Raw genomic sequence first — 14,685 nt, 5'->3', positions numbered from 1 at the left:
AGAAATGACCCTACAGATTATCGGAATTTTAGGTTTATTTGTACTGATGGTAGTTCTGATGATGACGAGAAAGGTGCCTACGATCCTGGCCCTTCCCATCATGGCGGTGGGCATTGCCCTCATCGCCGGCATCCCCTTTATGGGCGGGGAGTTCAGCATCACGGCAAATGTGCTGGAGGCGGGAGCCATGAGAATGAGCACCGCCATCGCCGGACTGTTCTTCGGCGGATTTTTCGGCAAAGTGCTCAGCCGCGTGGGCGTGACCCACACGATCATCCGCAAGGCGGCGGAGCTGGCGGGAGATAAGCCCCTTCCCATCGCCTACGCGTTTTTAGTGGTATCCTCTGTGATCTTTGCCGCCTCCAATGGCTTGGGAATGTTCATCCTGGTGGGAACCATCGTGATCCCGATCATGATCAGCGCCGGCGTAAGCCCCCTGGTGGCCGGCACAGTCCTGCTCCTTGGAAACGGCATCGGCGTGACATTTTCCGTGGGCACCCTGGGCGTTTACATCGACACCCTGGGACTTCCTCTGGAGACGGTGACCCAGTATTCCTTTCTGTGCGCGGCTCCCTTAATCATCGTGTCTGTCCTGATGATCTGGTTCATGGTAAAAACGGGAGGAAAAAAGAGAAAAGCCTGGGCGATGCCCGCGTCCAATGTGGGTTCTGAGAAAAATGTGCGTTCCATCGCCCTCATTTCCCCCATCGTTCCCGTGGTGTTGGTATTTGTGTGGAAGATGCCCTTAGTGCCGGCCATCCTCATCGGCATTGTGGTGACCCTGATCCTTGCTACCCCGAAAAATGCCGTTCATGTGGTGTCCAGCGCGTTTGTGGAAGGCATCCAGGAGACGGCAGGCGCCTGTGCTCTAATGATCGGCATCGGCATGGTGCTCAACGCCGTGATGGCGCCCCAGGTGGCGGCAGTGCTGGAGCCGGTGATCAAGGCCATGATTCCCTCCAGCGTGGTGATGTTTGTGCTGGTATTCGGCGTGCTGTCCCCCTTAGCCATCTACAGAGGCCCGTTAAACGTGTGGGGCCTGGGCTCCGGCATTGTGGCGCTCTTAGCTGCCGGCGGCATGAATCCCATCGCGGCCATGGTGGCCCTGCGCCTGGATTCCAACGTGCAGGCCGTCTGCGACCCCACCAACTCCCACAACGTATGGGCGGCGGATTTTACAAAGACGGACGTCAACGATTACCTGAAAAAGACCATCGTCTGGATCGTGGTTTCCACCATCGCCGGCCTGGTAGTGGCCGGAGCGATGCTCTTATAATTCCGGTGCGATAGAAATAAGGAGAGTACAGCAGCTATGGGCAAGAAAGTAAGAATTGGAATAGACGTGGGCGGCACGTTTACCGACGCCGTCGTGATTGACAATGACACCTACGAGGTCATCGCCAAAAAGAAGATTCCCACCACCCACAAGGAAGGCGTGGCGGTGGGCGTGGTTTCCATCATCAGCTGCCTGATGGAGGAACAGGGGATCCAGCCGGAGGACGTGGTGTTCATCGCCCACGGAACCACCCAGGCCACCAATGCCCTGCTGGAGGGAGATGTGGCCAGCGTAGGCGTGGTGGGCATGGGTACCGGTCTGGACGCCAGAAGCGCGAAAAACGAGACGAACGTGGGCGACATCGAACTGGCTCCCGGAAAATATTTAAAGACCTCCCACTGTTTCCTGGATTCCAAGCAGGTGGCGGCAGACACCATCCAGGGGGCGATCAAGGAGCTTTTGGGCGCCGGTGCCCAGGTGATCGTGGCCTCTGAGGCCTACAGCGTGGACGACCCGTCCAGGGAGCTGATGGTCCAGGAGGAGGCGGAGAGCCAGGGACTTTACTGTACCGGCGGCCATGAGATTTCCCAGCTCTACGGCCTGAAAATGAGAACCAGGACGGCGGTGGTAAACGCCTCCCTGATCCCGAAAATGATGGAGACCGCCAACATGACGGAGCAGGCGGTTATCGACACCCACATCCAGTCCGGCCTGATGATCATGCGCTGTGACGGCGGCGTCATGAGCATCAACGAGGTGCGCAAGCGCCCCATTCTCACCATGCTGTCCGGCCTGGCAGCCGGTGTGGCCGGAGCCCTGATGTATGAAAAGATCTCCGACGGCATCTTCTTTGAAGTAGGCGGCACCAGCGTGGATATTTCCGTGATCAAAAATGGAAAGGTCATGATCAAATACGCCCAGGTAGGCGGCCACAAGACCTATCTTCAGTCCCTGGACGTGCGGACGCTGGGAGTGGCCGGCGGTTCCATGGTGCGGGTGAAGGACGGGGCCATCGCCGACATTGGCCCCCGTTCCGCCCACATCGCCGGAAAAGAGTACGAGTGTTTCCAGGAGGAAGGCGCCATGGACGGTGGCCAGGTGACCTTCGTAAGCCCCAGGGAGGACGATCCGAAAGAATACGTGCTGGTAAAGACCCCGGATGGAAGGGAGTATTCCCTGACGCTGGCAGGGGCGGCAAACCTCTTGGGCTACGTGCCGGAGGGAGACTATGCCCGTGGGACGCACCAGTGCGCCAAAGCGGCCTGGGACAGCCTGGGAGCTTACTTAGGCTGCACGGGAGAGGACGCGGCAAGACGGGTGATGGACCTGGCCCTGGATAAGCTGGAACAGGTGGTAGACGAGCTGATCGCCGACTATGAGCTGGATCGGAAATTTATCACCCTGGTGGGCGGCGGCGGCTCCGGAGCCGTGATCGTTCCCGCCCTGGCGGAGCGCATGGACATGAGGTGGAAGATGGCGAAAAACGCCCCCTATATTTCCACCATCGGCGTAGCTTTGGCCATGGTGAGAGAACAGCTGGAGCGCACCATTGCCAATCCCACAGAGGAGGACATCAAAAAGATCCGCCGGGACGTGATCGAGAAAATCGTAAGATCGGGGGCCAACGAGGCCACGGTGGACGTGACCATCGAGGTGGATGCCCAGAAGAACATTTTGAGAGCGGTAGCCACCGGAGCCACGGAGCTAAGGCAGAAGGACCTGACGGCGGTGGACTTAAAGCCGGAACAGCTGGCCCAGATCTCCGCCGACGCCCTGGGGGCGGCAGCCAGGGATGTGAGCTGTCCCGCCGCCTGCGGCCGCTGGTACGTGTACGAGGCCGTGACGAAGAAAAAGGTGCTGGGCCTGTTCTCCCAAAAAAGCCGCAGCCTCTGTGTCATTGACCGGGAGGGCGTGGTCCGTTTAAAGAAGGAAAAGGCGGAGTATCTGAAGTTTTCCAAGGATCAGCGTACCTCCGTGTTCCTGGAGTTCCTGGACGCGAACACCACATTTTCCGACGCCAACGCCACCATCCCGAAAGTGTTTCTGTTCTACCGGGAAAAGATGCTGGATCTCACGGGAATGCAGAGCGCTGAACAGCTCACCTCCATGATGGATCTGGAAATCGAGGGCTTAGACGGGAACGAGGAACTGATCGCGGTTGCGTATAAATAATGGCACCTGTATAATATAGAAAGAGGAGGAACGGGATGATCGGAGACGAGCTCCTGGCAATGTGCGAGCTGGGGGAGGACCTGCTTTACGGCAGGATCCCCCAGGGGAAACAGAGTTACTACGTGAAGGAATCCTTAAGGCTGGGACGGGAGGCGGCGGCGCGGGTAAAGAAAAGCTGTGGCAGCCGCCCCATGGAGGATCTCTGCCGGGAGGCCGGGATCCGGATCACCTATCTGGAGGAGAGCGGGAAACGGTGCGGCGTCTCCTTCCGGGCACAGAGTGAGTACGGAAGGGACGGGAGCGGGGAGATCGTTCTCTACCGCGGTTCCATCGCCCTGCTGGCAGAGGCTTCCGGAGTCCATCCGGAGCTGGTCATAAGCCGGGACATCGCCCTGGAGACCCATTTGGCCCACGAGTATTTCCACTACCTGGAATTTGCCAGCTCCGGGGAGATTTCGCCGCCCAGAACGGAGCTTTACGGCTGCGGCTACGTGTCTGACTATCTGGACCCGGTGGAACTGCCCGGCCTTTTCAGGCGGAAACGGAAGGCCGGCATCCTGCGCTGCAGTGAGATTGCCGCCCACGCCTTTGCCAAAGAGTACGTGGGACTTCCCATTCTTCCAAACTATTACGACTATGCCTATCTGATCCGGGAAGGAAAATGGACGGAGGCAGAGTTTCAGGAAATGCTGAAACGATATGGAGAGGTGCTTGCATGAAATACGACGTAGAAATACAACTCAGAGTAAAACATCGCCAGGTGGACTTTGGCGGATTCCTGCCGGGAAACTGGGAGGAGATCGACCCGAACCGGAAACATCCGGCGGTCATTCTTTTAGCCGGCGGTGCCTACTGGAGGCGAAGCAGCCGGGAGAAGGAGCCGGTGGCCTTAAAACTGTTAGGCTACGGCATCAGCCCTTGGATTTTGGAGTACAGCGTGGCCCCGGAGACCTTTCCTCAGTCCTTGTGCGAGGTGCTCACGGCGGTGGAATGGCTGCGGGAGCACAGCGACGAATACGGGATCGACGGGGAAAACATTTCCGTCTGCGGGTTTTCCGCCGGCGGCCACCTGGCGGCCAGCGCCGGGTGCCTCTGGGATCGGGACTTCATTCAGGAAATGCTGGGGGATCCTGGCGTTCTGGTGCGGCCGGACAAGGTGGCCCTCTGCTACCCGGTGATCACTGCCGGGCCTTACGCCCATCAGGAGTCCATCCGCTGCCTGTTGGGAGACAAAGCGGAGGACGAGACCTGCCGCCGCCTGGTTTCCCTGGAACATCAGGTGGGAGCGGGGATGCCGCCGGTCTTTCTCTGGCACACGGCGGAGGACGCCTCCGTTCCCGTCCAAAACTCCCTGCTCTTTGCCATGGCCGTAGCCGCCCAGGGAAAGGAGCTGGAGCTCCACATCTACCCCCACGGCCGCCACGGCCTCTCCACCGGAGACTTCACCGCCAACGCCGGCCTGGAACCGGGAGACGCCTACGGCTGTGCCGGCTGGGTGGAGAAGGCGGCGGCGTTTTTCTGCGGGACCGGGAAGAAATAGGAGGCACTGAAAAGGCAAACGGGAGAATTTCATAAACCATGGTAATGTAGCCTGCGGGAGCTGGCGCACGGGAAAAACGGGCGCGCGGCTCCCGTTTTGTCAGGTGGGAGGCCTGACCGGCCCGTCACAGTTTCATTTTCCCCATTCACAAAACCCGGTTGACGCGCCCCCGCCTTTGCCGTATAATATAGCTATCTATGTGAAAGTGAGGCAGCACCAATGTTAAAGAGCATGACCGGTTTCGGCCGTTATGAAGTGGTCACCGACGAGTACAAAATTTCTGTGGAAATCAAGGCGGTCAACCACCGTTACCTGGATATGAGCATCAAGATGCCAAAGAAATTCAGTTACTTCGAGGCCGGGATCCGAACTCTGCTGAAAACCTACATTCAGCGGGGAAAGGTGGATGTCTACATCAATTATGAGGATTACACGGAGGGAAACCTCTGCCTGAAATACAATGCCTCCCTGGCAGCCGAATACATGGATGTGTTCCGGCAGATGGCGGAGCAGTTCGGCATTGAAAACGACGTGAAGGTGTCGGCTCTTTCCCGTTACCCGGAGGTGCTCACCATGGAGGAGGCCCCGGAGGACGAGGAGCAGCTGTGGAAAGTGCTCTCCGACACGGTGGAGGAGGCCGCGAAACGGTTTGTGGACACCCGGGTCGCCGAGGGAGAGCGTCTGAAAGGGGATCTGGTGGCAAAGCTGGACGATATGCTGGGCCTGGTGGATTTTATCGAGGCGCGGGCCCCCAGACTTCTGGTGGAATACCGTCAGAAACTGGAGGACAAGGTCAAAGAGCTGCTGGCGTCCTCCACCATCGACGAGAGCCGCATCGCCGCGGAGGTGGCCATCTACGCCGACAAGGTCTGCGTGGACGAGGAAATGGTGCGCCTGCGCAGCCACATCGTGGCCACCAGGAAAAAGCTGCTGGAGGGCGGCACCGTGGGCCGGGAGCTGGATTTCATCGCCCAGGAGATGAACCGGGAGGCCAACACCACCTTATCCAAGTCCAATGACCTGGAGGTTTCCGACAAGGCCATCGCCTTAAAGACGGAGATTGAAAAAGTCCGGGAGCAGATTCAAAACATCGAGTGATCCCTACGGACAGGATTGATACAGAATAGAAGGAGATTGAATCCCAATGAGAGAGAGAGGAATACTGGCAGTGGTATCCGGATTTTCCGGAGCCGGAAAGGGAACCCTGATGGAGGCCCTGATGGCAAAATATGACAATTACGCCTTATCCATTTCCGCTACCACCAGACAGCCGAGAGACAACGAGGAGCATGGAAAACAGTACTTCTTTGTGTCAGAAACAGAATTTGACAATATGGTAGAAAACGACCAGTTCATCGAGTACGCCCGCTATGTGGAGCACAGCTACGGCACTCCCAAGGAGTACGTGATGGAACAGCTGGAGGCCGGAAAGGATGTGATCCTGGAGATCGAGATCCAGGGCGCCCTGAAGGTGAAGGAGAAATTCCCGGAGACGCTGCTGATCTTTGTGACGCCGCCGTCCGCGGAGGAGTTGAAACGCCGTCTCATCGGCCGCGGCACGGAGACCATGGATGTGGTGGAGGCCCGGCTGCAGAGAGCCTGTCAGGAGGCGGAGCAGATGGACCGCTACGACTACCTTCTGATCAATGACCAGGTGGAGCCGTGCATGGAGGAGCTCCATCGCCTGATCCAGTCCCAGCACCGCCGGATGAGCCTGCACGGGGAATTTGCGGCGAAGATGAAAAAAGAGTTAAAGGAAATTTCAGAATAGACAGAGAAAGGAAGAAGAAACTATGTTACATCCATCTTATTCGGATTTGATTGAGGCAGTAAACAGCGACGTGGAGCCGGGCGAGCAGCCGGTGGTACAGAGCCGCTATTCCATCGTCATCGCCAGCGCCAAGAGGGCCAGACAGCTCATCGCGGGCGACGAGGCCACCGTGCCTTCCGTGGGCAGAAAGCCCCTCTCCGTAGCCATTGAGGAGCTGTACAAATCCAACGTAAAGATTCTCCCGGAGGAAGAACATACGGAGGAAGAATAACCGCCGCGTCTGCGGCCGCAGGTGTGCGTTTTTTGCGCACACCTTTTTATCATGTCATAGGAAACGCTGTTCCCATGATAGAAACGCCTCCGGCGGGAGGCGCACTCCGTGCAAAGGAAACTGGCTGCATACGCAGCCGCGCTCCGGCGCGAGTGTGGGCCAAGCGCACACCTTTTTCTGTCATAGGAAACGCTGTTCCCTATGACAGAAACGCCTCCGGCGGGGAGCGCACTCCGCGCAAAGGAAACTGGCTGCTGACGCAGCCGCGCTCCGGCGCGAGTGTGCGCCAAGCGCACACTTTTTATAAATGACACATAAAGCCAAATGACACATAAACCCCCCGGGAAAAGAACTGCGTTTCGCCGGCGGGAAATCCCATACATTTACAACCGTGAGGAGTTAAACTGACTATGAAATTACTTTGCATATCCTTAGGCTGCGACAAAAATCTGGTGGACAGCGAGATGATGCTGGGCCTTCTGTCAAAAGACGGTTTCACCTTTACCGATGACGAGACAGAGGCCGATGTGATCGTGGTAAATACCTGCTGTTTCATCGGGGACGCCAAGGAGGAGAGCGTAAACACCATTCTGGAGATGGCGGAGTACCGCAAGGCAGGCCCCTGCAAGGCCCTGATCGTCACCGGCTGCATGGCCCAGCGCTATAAGGAGGAGATCACCACGGAGATCCCGGAGGTGGACGCGGTCATCGGCACCACCAGCTATGACGAGATCGCGAAGGTGCTGCGGGAGGTGCTGGCGGGCCAGGAGCACATCCAGTGTTTCCATGACTTATCTGCCCTGCCGCAGGTGGAGGCAGAGCGGATGGTGACCACCGGCGGCCATTACGCCTTTTTAAAGATCGCCGAGGGCTGCGACAAGCGCTGCACCTACTGCATCATCCCCTATTTGAGAGGGCCTTACCGCAGCGTTCCCATGGAGCGGCTGGTGGCGGAGGCGGAGAGCCTGGCAGAGAAGGGGGTAAAGGAGCTGATCCTGGTGGCCCAGGAGACCACCCTCTACGGCCTGGACCTCTACGGGAAAAAGAGCCTGCCCCAGCTGCTGCGGCGGCTGTGCCGCGTTTCCGGCATCCAGTGGATCCGCATTCAGTACTGTTATCCGGAGGAGATCACCGACGAGCTCATTGAGACCATCCGGGAGGAGGAAAAAATCTGCCACTACCTGGACATTCCCATCCAGCACGCCAGCGACCGCATTTTAAAACGGATGAACCGCCGCACCAACAAGGCCCAGTTAAAGGAAATGATCGCCAAGCTGCGCCGGGAGATTCCGGACATCGCCCTGCGGACCACCCTGATTTCCGGTTTCCCCGGAGAGACCCAGGAGGATCACGAGGAGCTTTTGGAGTTTGTGGACGAGATGGAGTTTTCCCGTCTGGGCGTATTCGCCTACTCGGCGGAGGAGGACACCCCGGCGGCGTCCTTCCCCGACCAGGTGCCTCAGGAGCTGAAGGAGGAGCGCCGGGACGAGATCATGGAGCTGCAGCAGGACATTGCCTTTGAGGCCTGCGAGTCCATGGTGGGCCGTGTGCTGGAGGTTATGATTGAGGGAAAGGTGGCCGACGAAAACGCCTACGTGGGCCGTACCTATATGGACGCCCCTAACGTGGACGGACTGATCTTTGTAAACACAGGGCTGGAGTTAATGTCCGGCGACTTTGTCCGGGTCAAGGTAACAGGAGCCCTGGAATATGACCTGATCGGGGAGGTGTACGATGAATCTGCCGAATAAACTGACGCTGCTGCGGGTGGTGATGATCCCGTTTTTTGTGGTCTGCCTGCTGTGGGAGGGAGGGACAAATCCCACCCTGCGCTACATTTCCGCCGCGATCTTTATCGTGGCCAGCCTGACAGATATGCTGGACGGAAAGATTGCCAGGAAATACGGTCTGGTGACCAACTTTGGAAAATTTATGGATCCCCTGGCGGACAAGCTTTTAGTCTGTTCCGCCCTGATCTGCCTGATCGAGCTGGGACAGCTCCCTGCCTGGATGGTCATTGTGATCATTGCCCGGGAGTTTATCATCAGCGGGTTCCGCCTCATCGCCTCCGACAACGGGGTGGTGATCGCGGCCAGCTATTGGGGGAAATTTAAGACCACCTTTCAGATGATCGCCGTGATCCTTTTGATCTTTGATTTTGAGTCCCTTTCCCTTTTGGCGGCTATCTGCGTGTGGGTGGCTCTGGCACTCACGGTGATTTCCCTGGTGGATTACATCTGGAAGAACCGGAAAATTCTCACGGAAGGAGGAATGTAACCGTGGTAGTAGAGCTTATATCCGTAGGAACGGAGATCCTGCTTGGAAACATTGTAAATACCAACGCCCAGTATCTGGCGGAAAAATGCGCCCTCTTAGGCCTTTCCGTCTACTATCAGAGCGTTGTGGGAGATAATAAGGACCGGCTGGCGGACACCTTCCGCACCGCCTTAAAGCGCTCAGACATCGTCATTCTCACCGGCGGCCTCGGGCCCACGGAGGACGACCTGACCAAGGAGGTCTGCGCGGAGGTGATGGGATTCCCCCTGGTGGAGGACGCCCACACCAGAGAGCGGCTGGTGGAGTATTTCGCCAACAGCATCTATAAAGAAATCCCGGACAATAACTGGAAACAGGCCATCGTGCCCGCCGGGGCCAGGGTGCTGGACAATGACAACGGCACCGCCCCCGGCCTGATCTTAGAGAAGTTCGGCAAATCCGCCATCCTTCTTCCTGGGCCTCCCGACGAGCTGATGCCCATGTTCGCGAAACAGGTCATGCCCTATCTGCAGACCCTGCGTCCGGAGATGATCTTCTCCCGCATGGTGAAGATCTGCGGCATCGGGGAGAGCGCCGTGGAGGAAAAGCTCCTGGATCTCATCGACAAGCAGACCAACCCCACCATTGCCACCTACGCCAAGATCGGCGAGGTCCACGTGCGGGTGACGGCCAAGGTCACCAGCGAGGAGGAGGCAAAAAAGCTGATCAAGCCGGTGGTGAAGGAGATCCGCTCCCGCCTGGGAGACTGCGTCTACAGCATCAAGGAGGACGAGACCCTGGAGATGGCTGTGGTGGAGCTGTTGAAGAAATACGAGCTGACGGTGACCACCGCCGAGTCCTGCACCGGCGGCCTCTTAGCCGGACGCCTGGTGAACGTGCCCGGCGTGTCGGAGGTGTTCCGGGAAGGCTTTGTGACCTATTCCAACAAGGCCAAGCGCAAGCTGCTGGACGTAAACAAGAGTACCCTGAAGAAATACGGGGCAGTCAGCGAGCAGACGGCCAGGGAAATGGCCATGGGCGGCGTATTCGCCACCGACGCGGACGTCTGCGTGGCCATCACCGGCATCGCCGGGCCGGAGTCAGACGGAGACAAACCGGTGGGCCTGGTTTACATCGCCTGCTATATGAAGGAAAAAGTCTGGGTGGAACAGTACCAGTTTAAGGGCAACCGGAACAAGATCCGGGAGCAGTCCGTGGTGAAGGCCCTGGATCTTCTGCGCCGGGCCATTCTGGACAATTACCGCAAGTGACGGCCACGTCCGGGGCGGAAAAAGACAGATACACCCCGGCAGAACGGACGGGGAATTAAAAATGACGGGAAGGCGCTGCGAAACTGGAACTTCGCGGCAGCTGCCGGGCAGGCAAAAAAAGTGGGCGCAACAGCGCACACTCGCGCCGGAGCGCGGCTGCGTCAGCAGCCATATTCCTCTGCGCGAAGTGTGCCTCCCGCCGGAGGCTTTTGTGTCATAGGGAACGCAGTTTCCTATGACATAAAAAAAGCCTGTTCGGCTCAGCGTCCCGCAAAAAAAATAAAGGAGCTGGGCCATGCGTTGGTACGAGCATCTGTACGTGGGGGAGAAGGCGGTCGCGAGCCGTTACCGGATCATTCAGAAAATCCGCAGGAAGGCGGCGGACCGGCAAATCCATGTGATTACGCCGGCCTCAAATGGGAATAATATCCTTGACATTTATTCTGCCGCGGAGTTTGCCCGCCCCCACTGCCAGGAGAGAAATCCCCTGATTCTGGGGATCGCTGCCGATTACTGGGAGGCCCTCTCGGTGGCGGCGCGGATCGTGGACGAGATGTACCGGACCACGGGAGGGTTTTCCCTGGAGGAATTTTTAAGGCAGAAAGACGGCGAGAGGTTGGAATGATTCATATAATACTGTTAATCCTAAAGATCATCGGAATAATCCTGCTGGTGCTTTTGGGACTGGTTCTCGCCGCCGTCCTGGCTGTCCTGTTCGCGCCGGTGAGGTACCGGGCAGAGGGAGAGTTTCGGGGAAACGCGCAGGCGGACGGACGGATCACCTGGCTGTTTCCTCTGATTTCCGTGAATGTTTCCCTCCGGGGCGGAGAGCTTTCCTCCCGCCTTCGGGTGCTTGGGATCCCCCTTGGCGGGGGCGGCAAACGGGGCAGGGAGCTGGAGGAGGATCTGGAGGAGCTGACGGAGCCGTTCATACATACGGCATCCCTGGACGGGGAGGGAAAGGAAACGCCTCCTCCGCAGCCGGATGACGGGACGGAAACGGTTCCTTCCGGAAACCCAAAGGTGGAACCGCCGCCGGACGCTCCTCAGGAGCCGGACCAGGCCGGGAACGGAACATCCGGCGAGACAGAGAAGAAGGAGCCGAAACAAAAACCATCCGGTCCTTCCGGCGTTTCCGGCCGCCCGGGCCGGGGGATCAGCTCTTTGGCCCGGCGGATGAAGGCGGTTCTTTCGTGGCCGGCGCGGCTTCTGAAGGGTTTCAAAAAGCGGATTCGCCGGATTCAAAAGCGTTTTAAGGCGATCCGCGGCCGGATCCGGGAGCTGGCGGAGCGAAAGGATCAGGTGTTGGCCTTTTTAAAGGACGAGGAGAACCGGAAGACCTTCCGCCTGGCGAAAGGGCAGCTGGCCCGGGTGTTTCGCCACATCCGGCCCCGCCGGTTTCGGGGGCAGATCACCTTCGGGTTTGACGATCCCTACCGCACGGGACAGGCGCTGTCCGCGGCGGCCCTGCTCTGTCCCCTGTATAAAAACAGCCTTCAGCTTACCCCGGTGTTTGACCGCGCCGTGCTGGAGGGAGAATTTTCACTGAGGGGCCGCGTCCGCGCGGCAGTCCTCGTATCCGCCGCTCTGCGGCTTTTGATGGACAGAAATTTCCGGAAGCTGTTGAAACGGCTGATGGACCGATAAAAGGAGGAGATTTATGGCAGACAATCATTTTGCGGCGACGGTGGAAGCGTTGTTTAAAGGTATGGACCGGTTTGTGACGACCAAGACGGTGGTGGGAGACGCGGTGAAAATCGACGACGCCATTATCCTTCCTCTGGTGGATGTGACCTGCGGCATGGCCGCCGGCACCTTCGCGGAAAATGCCAAGCAGAACGGCGGAGGCGGCATGAGCGCGAAGATGAGCCCCAGCGCCGTGCTGGTCATCCAAAACGGAGTGACAAAGCTGGTGAACGTCAAGCAGCAGGACGCCGTCACAAAGGTGCTGGATATGGTGCCGGATTTCGTAAACAAATTCGTAGCCGGAAAACCGGAGCCGCCCATTTCCCAGGAGGCGGTGCGGGCCGCTGAGGACGTGGCGGCAGCCGCGGAGGAAACCACGGAGAGCGATCCGGCCCAGGTATAAGAAATTCCCTTTCGCATAAGATATATCATATATCGAAGCGGAAGGGATTTTTTTATGAAACGGATCGTGGGTCTGATGGTGTTCTGTTTCGGAGTGGGAATGACGGTGATGCTGATTGTGCCGGAGACCTTCACCACCCTGGTGTTTATCACCGCCTGCCTCATTGTGGGCTACAACCTGTTTTGCTGCTGACAAGGCCCGCCGTAAGGATTTGTTTAAAATTAATTAAGATGTTTCGGAAATCGTAAACAAATGTAAGATGAATTTCCCTTTGGACGGTTATATAATAGGGACATTATACGGAAGGGAGATGATTTGAATAGAACCGATCTGTATGTTGGCATTTTGTTTGGGATTATTCGCATTTTTGGGGTGCGGCAGTATAAATGGAAACCGTGAGAAGACAGAGGCCGGCGCGGGAGGCGGCGTCGGGGGAGAGGAGGCCGGAGGGACAAGCCCCGGCGGAAAGGACGCGGAAAAAGATTGCTCCGAAGGCGCATCCGCCCCGGGCGGGAAACTGCGGGAGGGCGTCCCGGACGGGGCATTTCCGGCTCCCTCTGCGGACTTAAGGGCTCTTTTTCAGTCTCAGGCCCCCATGGGGGAAAATCCGCCGGAATTTGACTACGGCGACCAGTCCACCATCGTGTTTCACGGCTATTTTGGCCTTCTGGTCTGCCGGAGGGCGGGAGAGGGCTGGAAGGTGTTTCGCGCCCTGGATTTAAAACGGCTGGGGGCGGATGCCACCCAGGGAGATGACTACGCGGTGATTGACGCCGGCCGGGAGGCAGCGTACATCACCCCCGCCTACTTCGCCCCGGGGAATGAGAATCCGGTGACCTACTGCTACCGTTACGGGGCGGACATCCTGTGGGAGCAGAGAGGCTACGAGTCCTCCAGAAACGACCTGCTCTCCTGGAGCTATTCCCACTCCATGCCGGTGCAGGCCCGCATCGACGGCCAGATGGAGTCCATCCCCGGCCTGTGCCGCTGTTCCAACGTCTACCCGGTAAACGGGATCGGCGGCGGCGCCTACGGGTTTCTGGTTTCAGACGGGAAACTGCTGGAAAGTCTGCGCTACGGGATTTACAAGGAAAAGGAGGAACAGGTGGAATTATTTCCCCTGTTTCTGGAAAACTAGACAGGGAGCGGAGAGAGGAGTCAGGCGGACGGCGCTGGAAACCTGCCGGGCGTACCAGACGGACGCCCGGAAACAGGAAAGAGCGGGGCCGGAAAAAGTTCCGGAAACACAAAAACAGCCCGTCCACCGGGCTGTTTCATGTTCATGTTCAACTTTTATTAAGCTCTTTCAACTAAACCGGAACGTAAGCAAGAAGTACACACGTTCATCTTCTGAGCGCCGCCATTGACTTTCACTTTAACAGACTTTACGTTAGCTTTCCACATTTTGTTGGTCCGTCTATGAGAATGGCTCACGTTGTTTCCGAAGTGAGCAGCTTTTTCACAAATTGCACATTTCGCCATGATTTGCACCTCCTTAAAAGCTACTTGGACTCCTTACTTAGAATCCACAACATATTGTATAATAGCAGATAAACTCACATTTTGCAAGCAGTAAATAAAATTTTGTTTCTTTTTTTTTCAATATCATGTATAATAGGAACAACCGAAGGGAGAATGACGGGGAAACCCGCATGGAAATAGAATGGAGGCAAATGTATGAAGGGACGTTTGAACAATAAGCTGGGCGAGATCCAGATCGGCTCGGACGTGATCGCCCAGTGCGCAGGCACCGCCGCTGTGGAGTGTTTCGGCATCGTGGGCATGGCCGCTGTGAACATGAAGGACGGCCTCGTGCGCCTGTTAAAGAAGGACAGCTTGACCCGCGGCGTGGACGTGGAGATCGTGGAAAATCACATCCGTATCAACTTTCATGTGATCGTCGCCTACGGGGTGAACATTTCCGCTGTTTCCGATAATCTCATGGAGAGTGTAAAGTACAAGGTAGAAGAATTCACCGGTATGGAAGTGGACAGCATCAACATTTTCGTGGAAGGTGTCAGAGTGATAGATTAAGGAGG

Annotated in this window: 17 protein-coding genes; 16 read left to right on the top strand and 1 reads right to left on the bottom strand. The window is 57.5% G+C overall.

Annotated features, from left to right (window positions below; translation table 11 throughout):
- Window positions 1-4 precede the first annotated feature (4 nt).
- The 15 genes from B5E84_RS00950 to B5E84_RS00885 all read left to right on the top strand — a co-directional run bounded on the left by B5E84_RS00950 (window position 5) and on the right by B5E84_RS00885 (window position 13,784).
- Complete coding sequence (locus tag B5E84_RS00950; protein ID WP_087217844.1) at window positions 5-1,276, top strand: citrate transporter; 1,272 nt, start codon at window positions 5-7, stop codon at window positions 1,274-1,276.
- A 36-nt stretch (window positions 1,277-1,312) separates the two neighbouring features.
- Entirely contained in the window at window positions 1,313-3,448 is a 2,136-nt protein-coding gene (locus B5E84_RS00945) for a hydantoinase/oxoprolinase family protein (RefSeq protein WP_087217842.1), read from the top strand.
- 35 nt (window positions 3,449-3,483) lie between these two features.
- On the top strand, window positions 3,484-4,167 hold the full coding sequence (locus B5E84_RS00940; RefSeq protein ID WP_087217840.1) for a hypothetical protein: 684 nt from the start codon (window positions 3,484-3,486) through the stop codon (window positions 4,165-4,167).
- Complete coding sequence (locus B5E84_RS00935) at window positions 4,164-4,988, top strand: alpha/beta hydrolase (protein ID WP_162612782.1); 825 nt, start codon at window positions 4,164-4,166, stop codon at window positions 4,986-4,988. Before B5E84_RS00940 ends, B5E84_RS00935 begins: the two co-directional genes overlap by 4 nt.
- A gap of 219 nt (window positions 4,989-5,207) precedes the next feature.
- Window positions 5,208-6,086 carry a YicC/YloC family endoribonuclease gene (locus tag B5E84_RS00930; RefSeq protein WP_087217837.1) on the top strand — a complete coding sequence of 293 codons (879 nt, stop codon included), beginning with the start codon at window positions 5,208-5,210 and terminating at the stop codon, window positions 6,084-6,086.
- A 46-nt stretch (window positions 6,087-6,132) separates the two neighbouring features.
- Window positions 6,133-6,759: a guanylate kinase gene (gene gmk, locus B5E84_RS00925; RefSeq protein WP_087217835.1), complete on the top strand. Its 627-nt coding sequence runs from the start codon at window positions 6,133-6,135 to the stop codon at window positions 6,757-6,759.
- A 22-nt stretch (window positions 6,760-6,781) separates the two neighbouring features.
- Entirely contained in the window at window positions 6,782-7,030 is a 249-nt protein-coding gene (rpoZ, locus tag B5E84_RS00920) for a DNA-directed RNA polymerase subunit omega (RefSeq protein ID WP_087217833.1), read from the top strand.
- 410 nt (window positions 7,031-7,440) lie between these two features.
- A complete protein-coding gene (gene rimO, locus B5E84_RS00915) occupies window positions 7,441-8,781 on the top strand; it encodes a 30S ribosomal protein S12 methylthiotransferase RimO (RefSeq protein ID WP_087217831.1) in 1,341 nt (446 codons plus the stop codon).
- Entirely contained in the window at window positions 8,765-9,307 is a 543-nt protein-coding gene (gene pgsA, locus B5E84_RS00910) for a CDP-diacylglycerol--glycerol-3-phosphate 3-phosphatidyltransferase (RefSeq protein ID WP_087217829.1), read from the top strand. Before rimO ends, pgsA begins: the two co-directional genes overlap by 17 nt.
- A gap of 2 nt (window positions 9,308-9,309) precedes the next feature.
- Complete coding sequence (locus B5E84_RS00905) at window positions 9,310-10,557, top strand: competence/damage-inducible protein A (protein WP_087217827.1); 1,248 nt, start codon at window positions 9,310-9,312, stop codon at window positions 10,555-10,557.
- 295 nt (window positions 10,558-10,852) lie between these two features.
- A complete protein-coding gene (locus B5E84_RS00900) occupies window positions 10,853-11,182 on the top strand; it encodes a hypothetical protein (protein ID WP_087217825.1) in 330 nt (109 codons plus the stop codon).
- Complete coding sequence (locus B5E84_RS00895; protein WP_087217823.1) at window positions 11,179-12,204, top strand: DUF2953 domain-containing protein; 1,026 nt, start codon at window positions 11,179-11,181, stop codon at window positions 12,202-12,204. Before B5E84_RS00900 ends, B5E84_RS00895 begins: the two co-directional genes overlap by 4 nt.
- A 13-nt stretch (window positions 12,205-12,217) precedes the next feature.
- Complete coding sequence (locus tag B5E84_RS00890; protein ID WP_087217821.1) at window positions 12,218-12,646, top strand: GerW family sporulation protein; 429 nt, start codon at window positions 12,218-12,220, stop codon at window positions 12,644-12,646.
- A gap of 54 nt (window positions 12,647-12,700) precedes the next feature.
- Window positions 12,701-12,838 carry a hypothetical protein gene (locus B5E84_RS20775; protein ID WP_204248518.1) on the top strand — a complete coding sequence of 46 codons (138 nt, stop codon included), beginning with the start codon at window positions 12,701-12,703 and terminating at the stop codon, window positions 12,836-12,838.
- A 157-nt stretch (window positions 12,839-12,995) separates the two neighbouring features.
- Window positions 12,996-13,784, top strand: a complete 789-nt coding sequence (locus B5E84_RS00885) for a hypothetical protein (RefSeq protein ID WP_143469151.1) — start codon at window positions 12,996-12,998, stop codon at window positions 13,782-13,784.
- Between the two features lie 158 nt (window positions 13,785-13,942).
- Here the strand turns inward: B5E84_RS00885 and rpmB are convergent, their stop codons facing one another.
- Window positions 13,943-14,128: a 50S ribosomal protein L28 gene (gene rpmB / locus B5E84_RS00880; RefSeq protein ID WP_087217817.1), complete on the bottom strand. Its 186-nt coding sequence runs from the start codon at window positions 14,126-14,128 to the stop codon at window positions 13,943-13,945.
- Between the two features lie 195 nt (window positions 14,129-14,323).
- Here rpmB and B5E84_RS00875 point away from each other — a divergent pair, with 195 nt between their 5' ends.
- Complete coding sequence (locus tag B5E84_RS00875) at window positions 14,324-14,680, top strand: Asp23/Gls24 family envelope stress response protein (RefSeq protein WP_087217815.1); 357 nt, start codon at window positions 14,324-14,326, stop codon at window positions 14,678-14,680.
- The last annotated feature ends 5 nt before the right edge of the window (window positions 14,681-14,685 follow it).

The organism is Lachnoclostridium sp. An14 (assembly GCF_002160755.1).
Taxonomy (GTDB): domain Bacteria; phylum Bacillota; class Clostridia; order Lachnospirales; family Lachnospiraceae; genus Lachnoclostridium_A.
Note: the sequence above shows the minus strand (reverse complement) of the source record. Positions and strands in the feature narration are given on the sequence as shown.

Bases quoted from the DNA above. Each gene is read 5' to 3' on its own strand.
- B5E84_RS00935 (WP_162612782.1), top strand. From the start codon at position 4,164: ATGAAATACGACGTAGAAATACAACTCAGAGTAAAACATCGCCAGGTG.
- B5E84_RS00940 (WP_087217840.1), top strand. From the start codon at position 3,484: ATGATCGGAGACGAGCTCCTGGCAATGTGCGAGCTGGGGGAGGACCTG.
- B5E84_RS20775 (WP_204248518.1), top strand. From the start codon at position 12,701: ATGAAACGGATCGTGGGTCTGATGGTGTTCTGTTTCGGAGTGGGAATG.
- B5E84_RS00875 (WP_087217815.1), top strand. From the start codon at position 14,324: ATGAAGGGACGTTTGAACAATAAGCTGGGCGAGATCCAGATCGGCTCG.
- rpoZ (WP_087217833.1), top strand. From the start codon at position 6,782: ATGTTACATCCATCTTATTCGGATTTGATTGAGGCAGTAAACAGCGAC.
- B5E84_RS00900 (WP_087217825.1), top strand. From the start codon at position 10,853: ATGCGTTGGTACGAGCATCTGTACGTGGGGGAGAAGGCGGTCGCGAGC.
- gmk (WP_087217835.1), top strand. From the start codon at position 6,133: ATGAGAGAGAGAGGAATACTGGCAGTGGTATCCGGATTTTCCGGAGCC.
- pgsA (WP_087217829.1), top strand. From the start codon at position 8,765: ATGAATCTGCCGAATAAACTGACGCTGCTGCGGGTGGTGATGATCCCG.
- rimO (WP_087217831.1), top strand. From the start codon at position 7,441: ATGAAATTACTTTGCATATCCTTAGGCTGCGACAAAAATCTGGTGGAC.
- B5E84_RS00950 (WP_087217844.1), top strand. From the start codon at position 5: ATGACCCTACAGATTATCGGAATTTTAGGTTTATTTGTACTGATGGTA.
- B5E84_RS00945 (WP_087217842.1), top strand. From the start codon at position 1,313: ATGGGCAAGAAAGTAAGAATTGGAATAGACGTGGGCGGCACGTTTACC.
- rpmB (WP_087217817.1), bottom strand. From the start codon at position 14,128: ATGGCGAAATGTGCAATTTGTGAAAAAGCTGCTCACTTCGGAAACAAC.
- B5E84_RS00930 (WP_087217837.1), top strand. From the start codon at position 5,208: ATGTTAAAGAGCATGACCGGTTTCGGCCGTTATGAAGTGGTCACCGAC.
- B5E84_RS00890 (WP_087217821.1), top strand. From the start codon at position 12,218: ATGGCAGACAATCATTTTGCGGCGACGGTGGAAGCGTTGTTTAAAGGT.
- B5E84_RS00895 (WP_087217823.1), top strand. From the start codon at position 11,179: ATGATTCATATAATACTGTTAATCCTAAAGATCATCGGAATAATCCTG.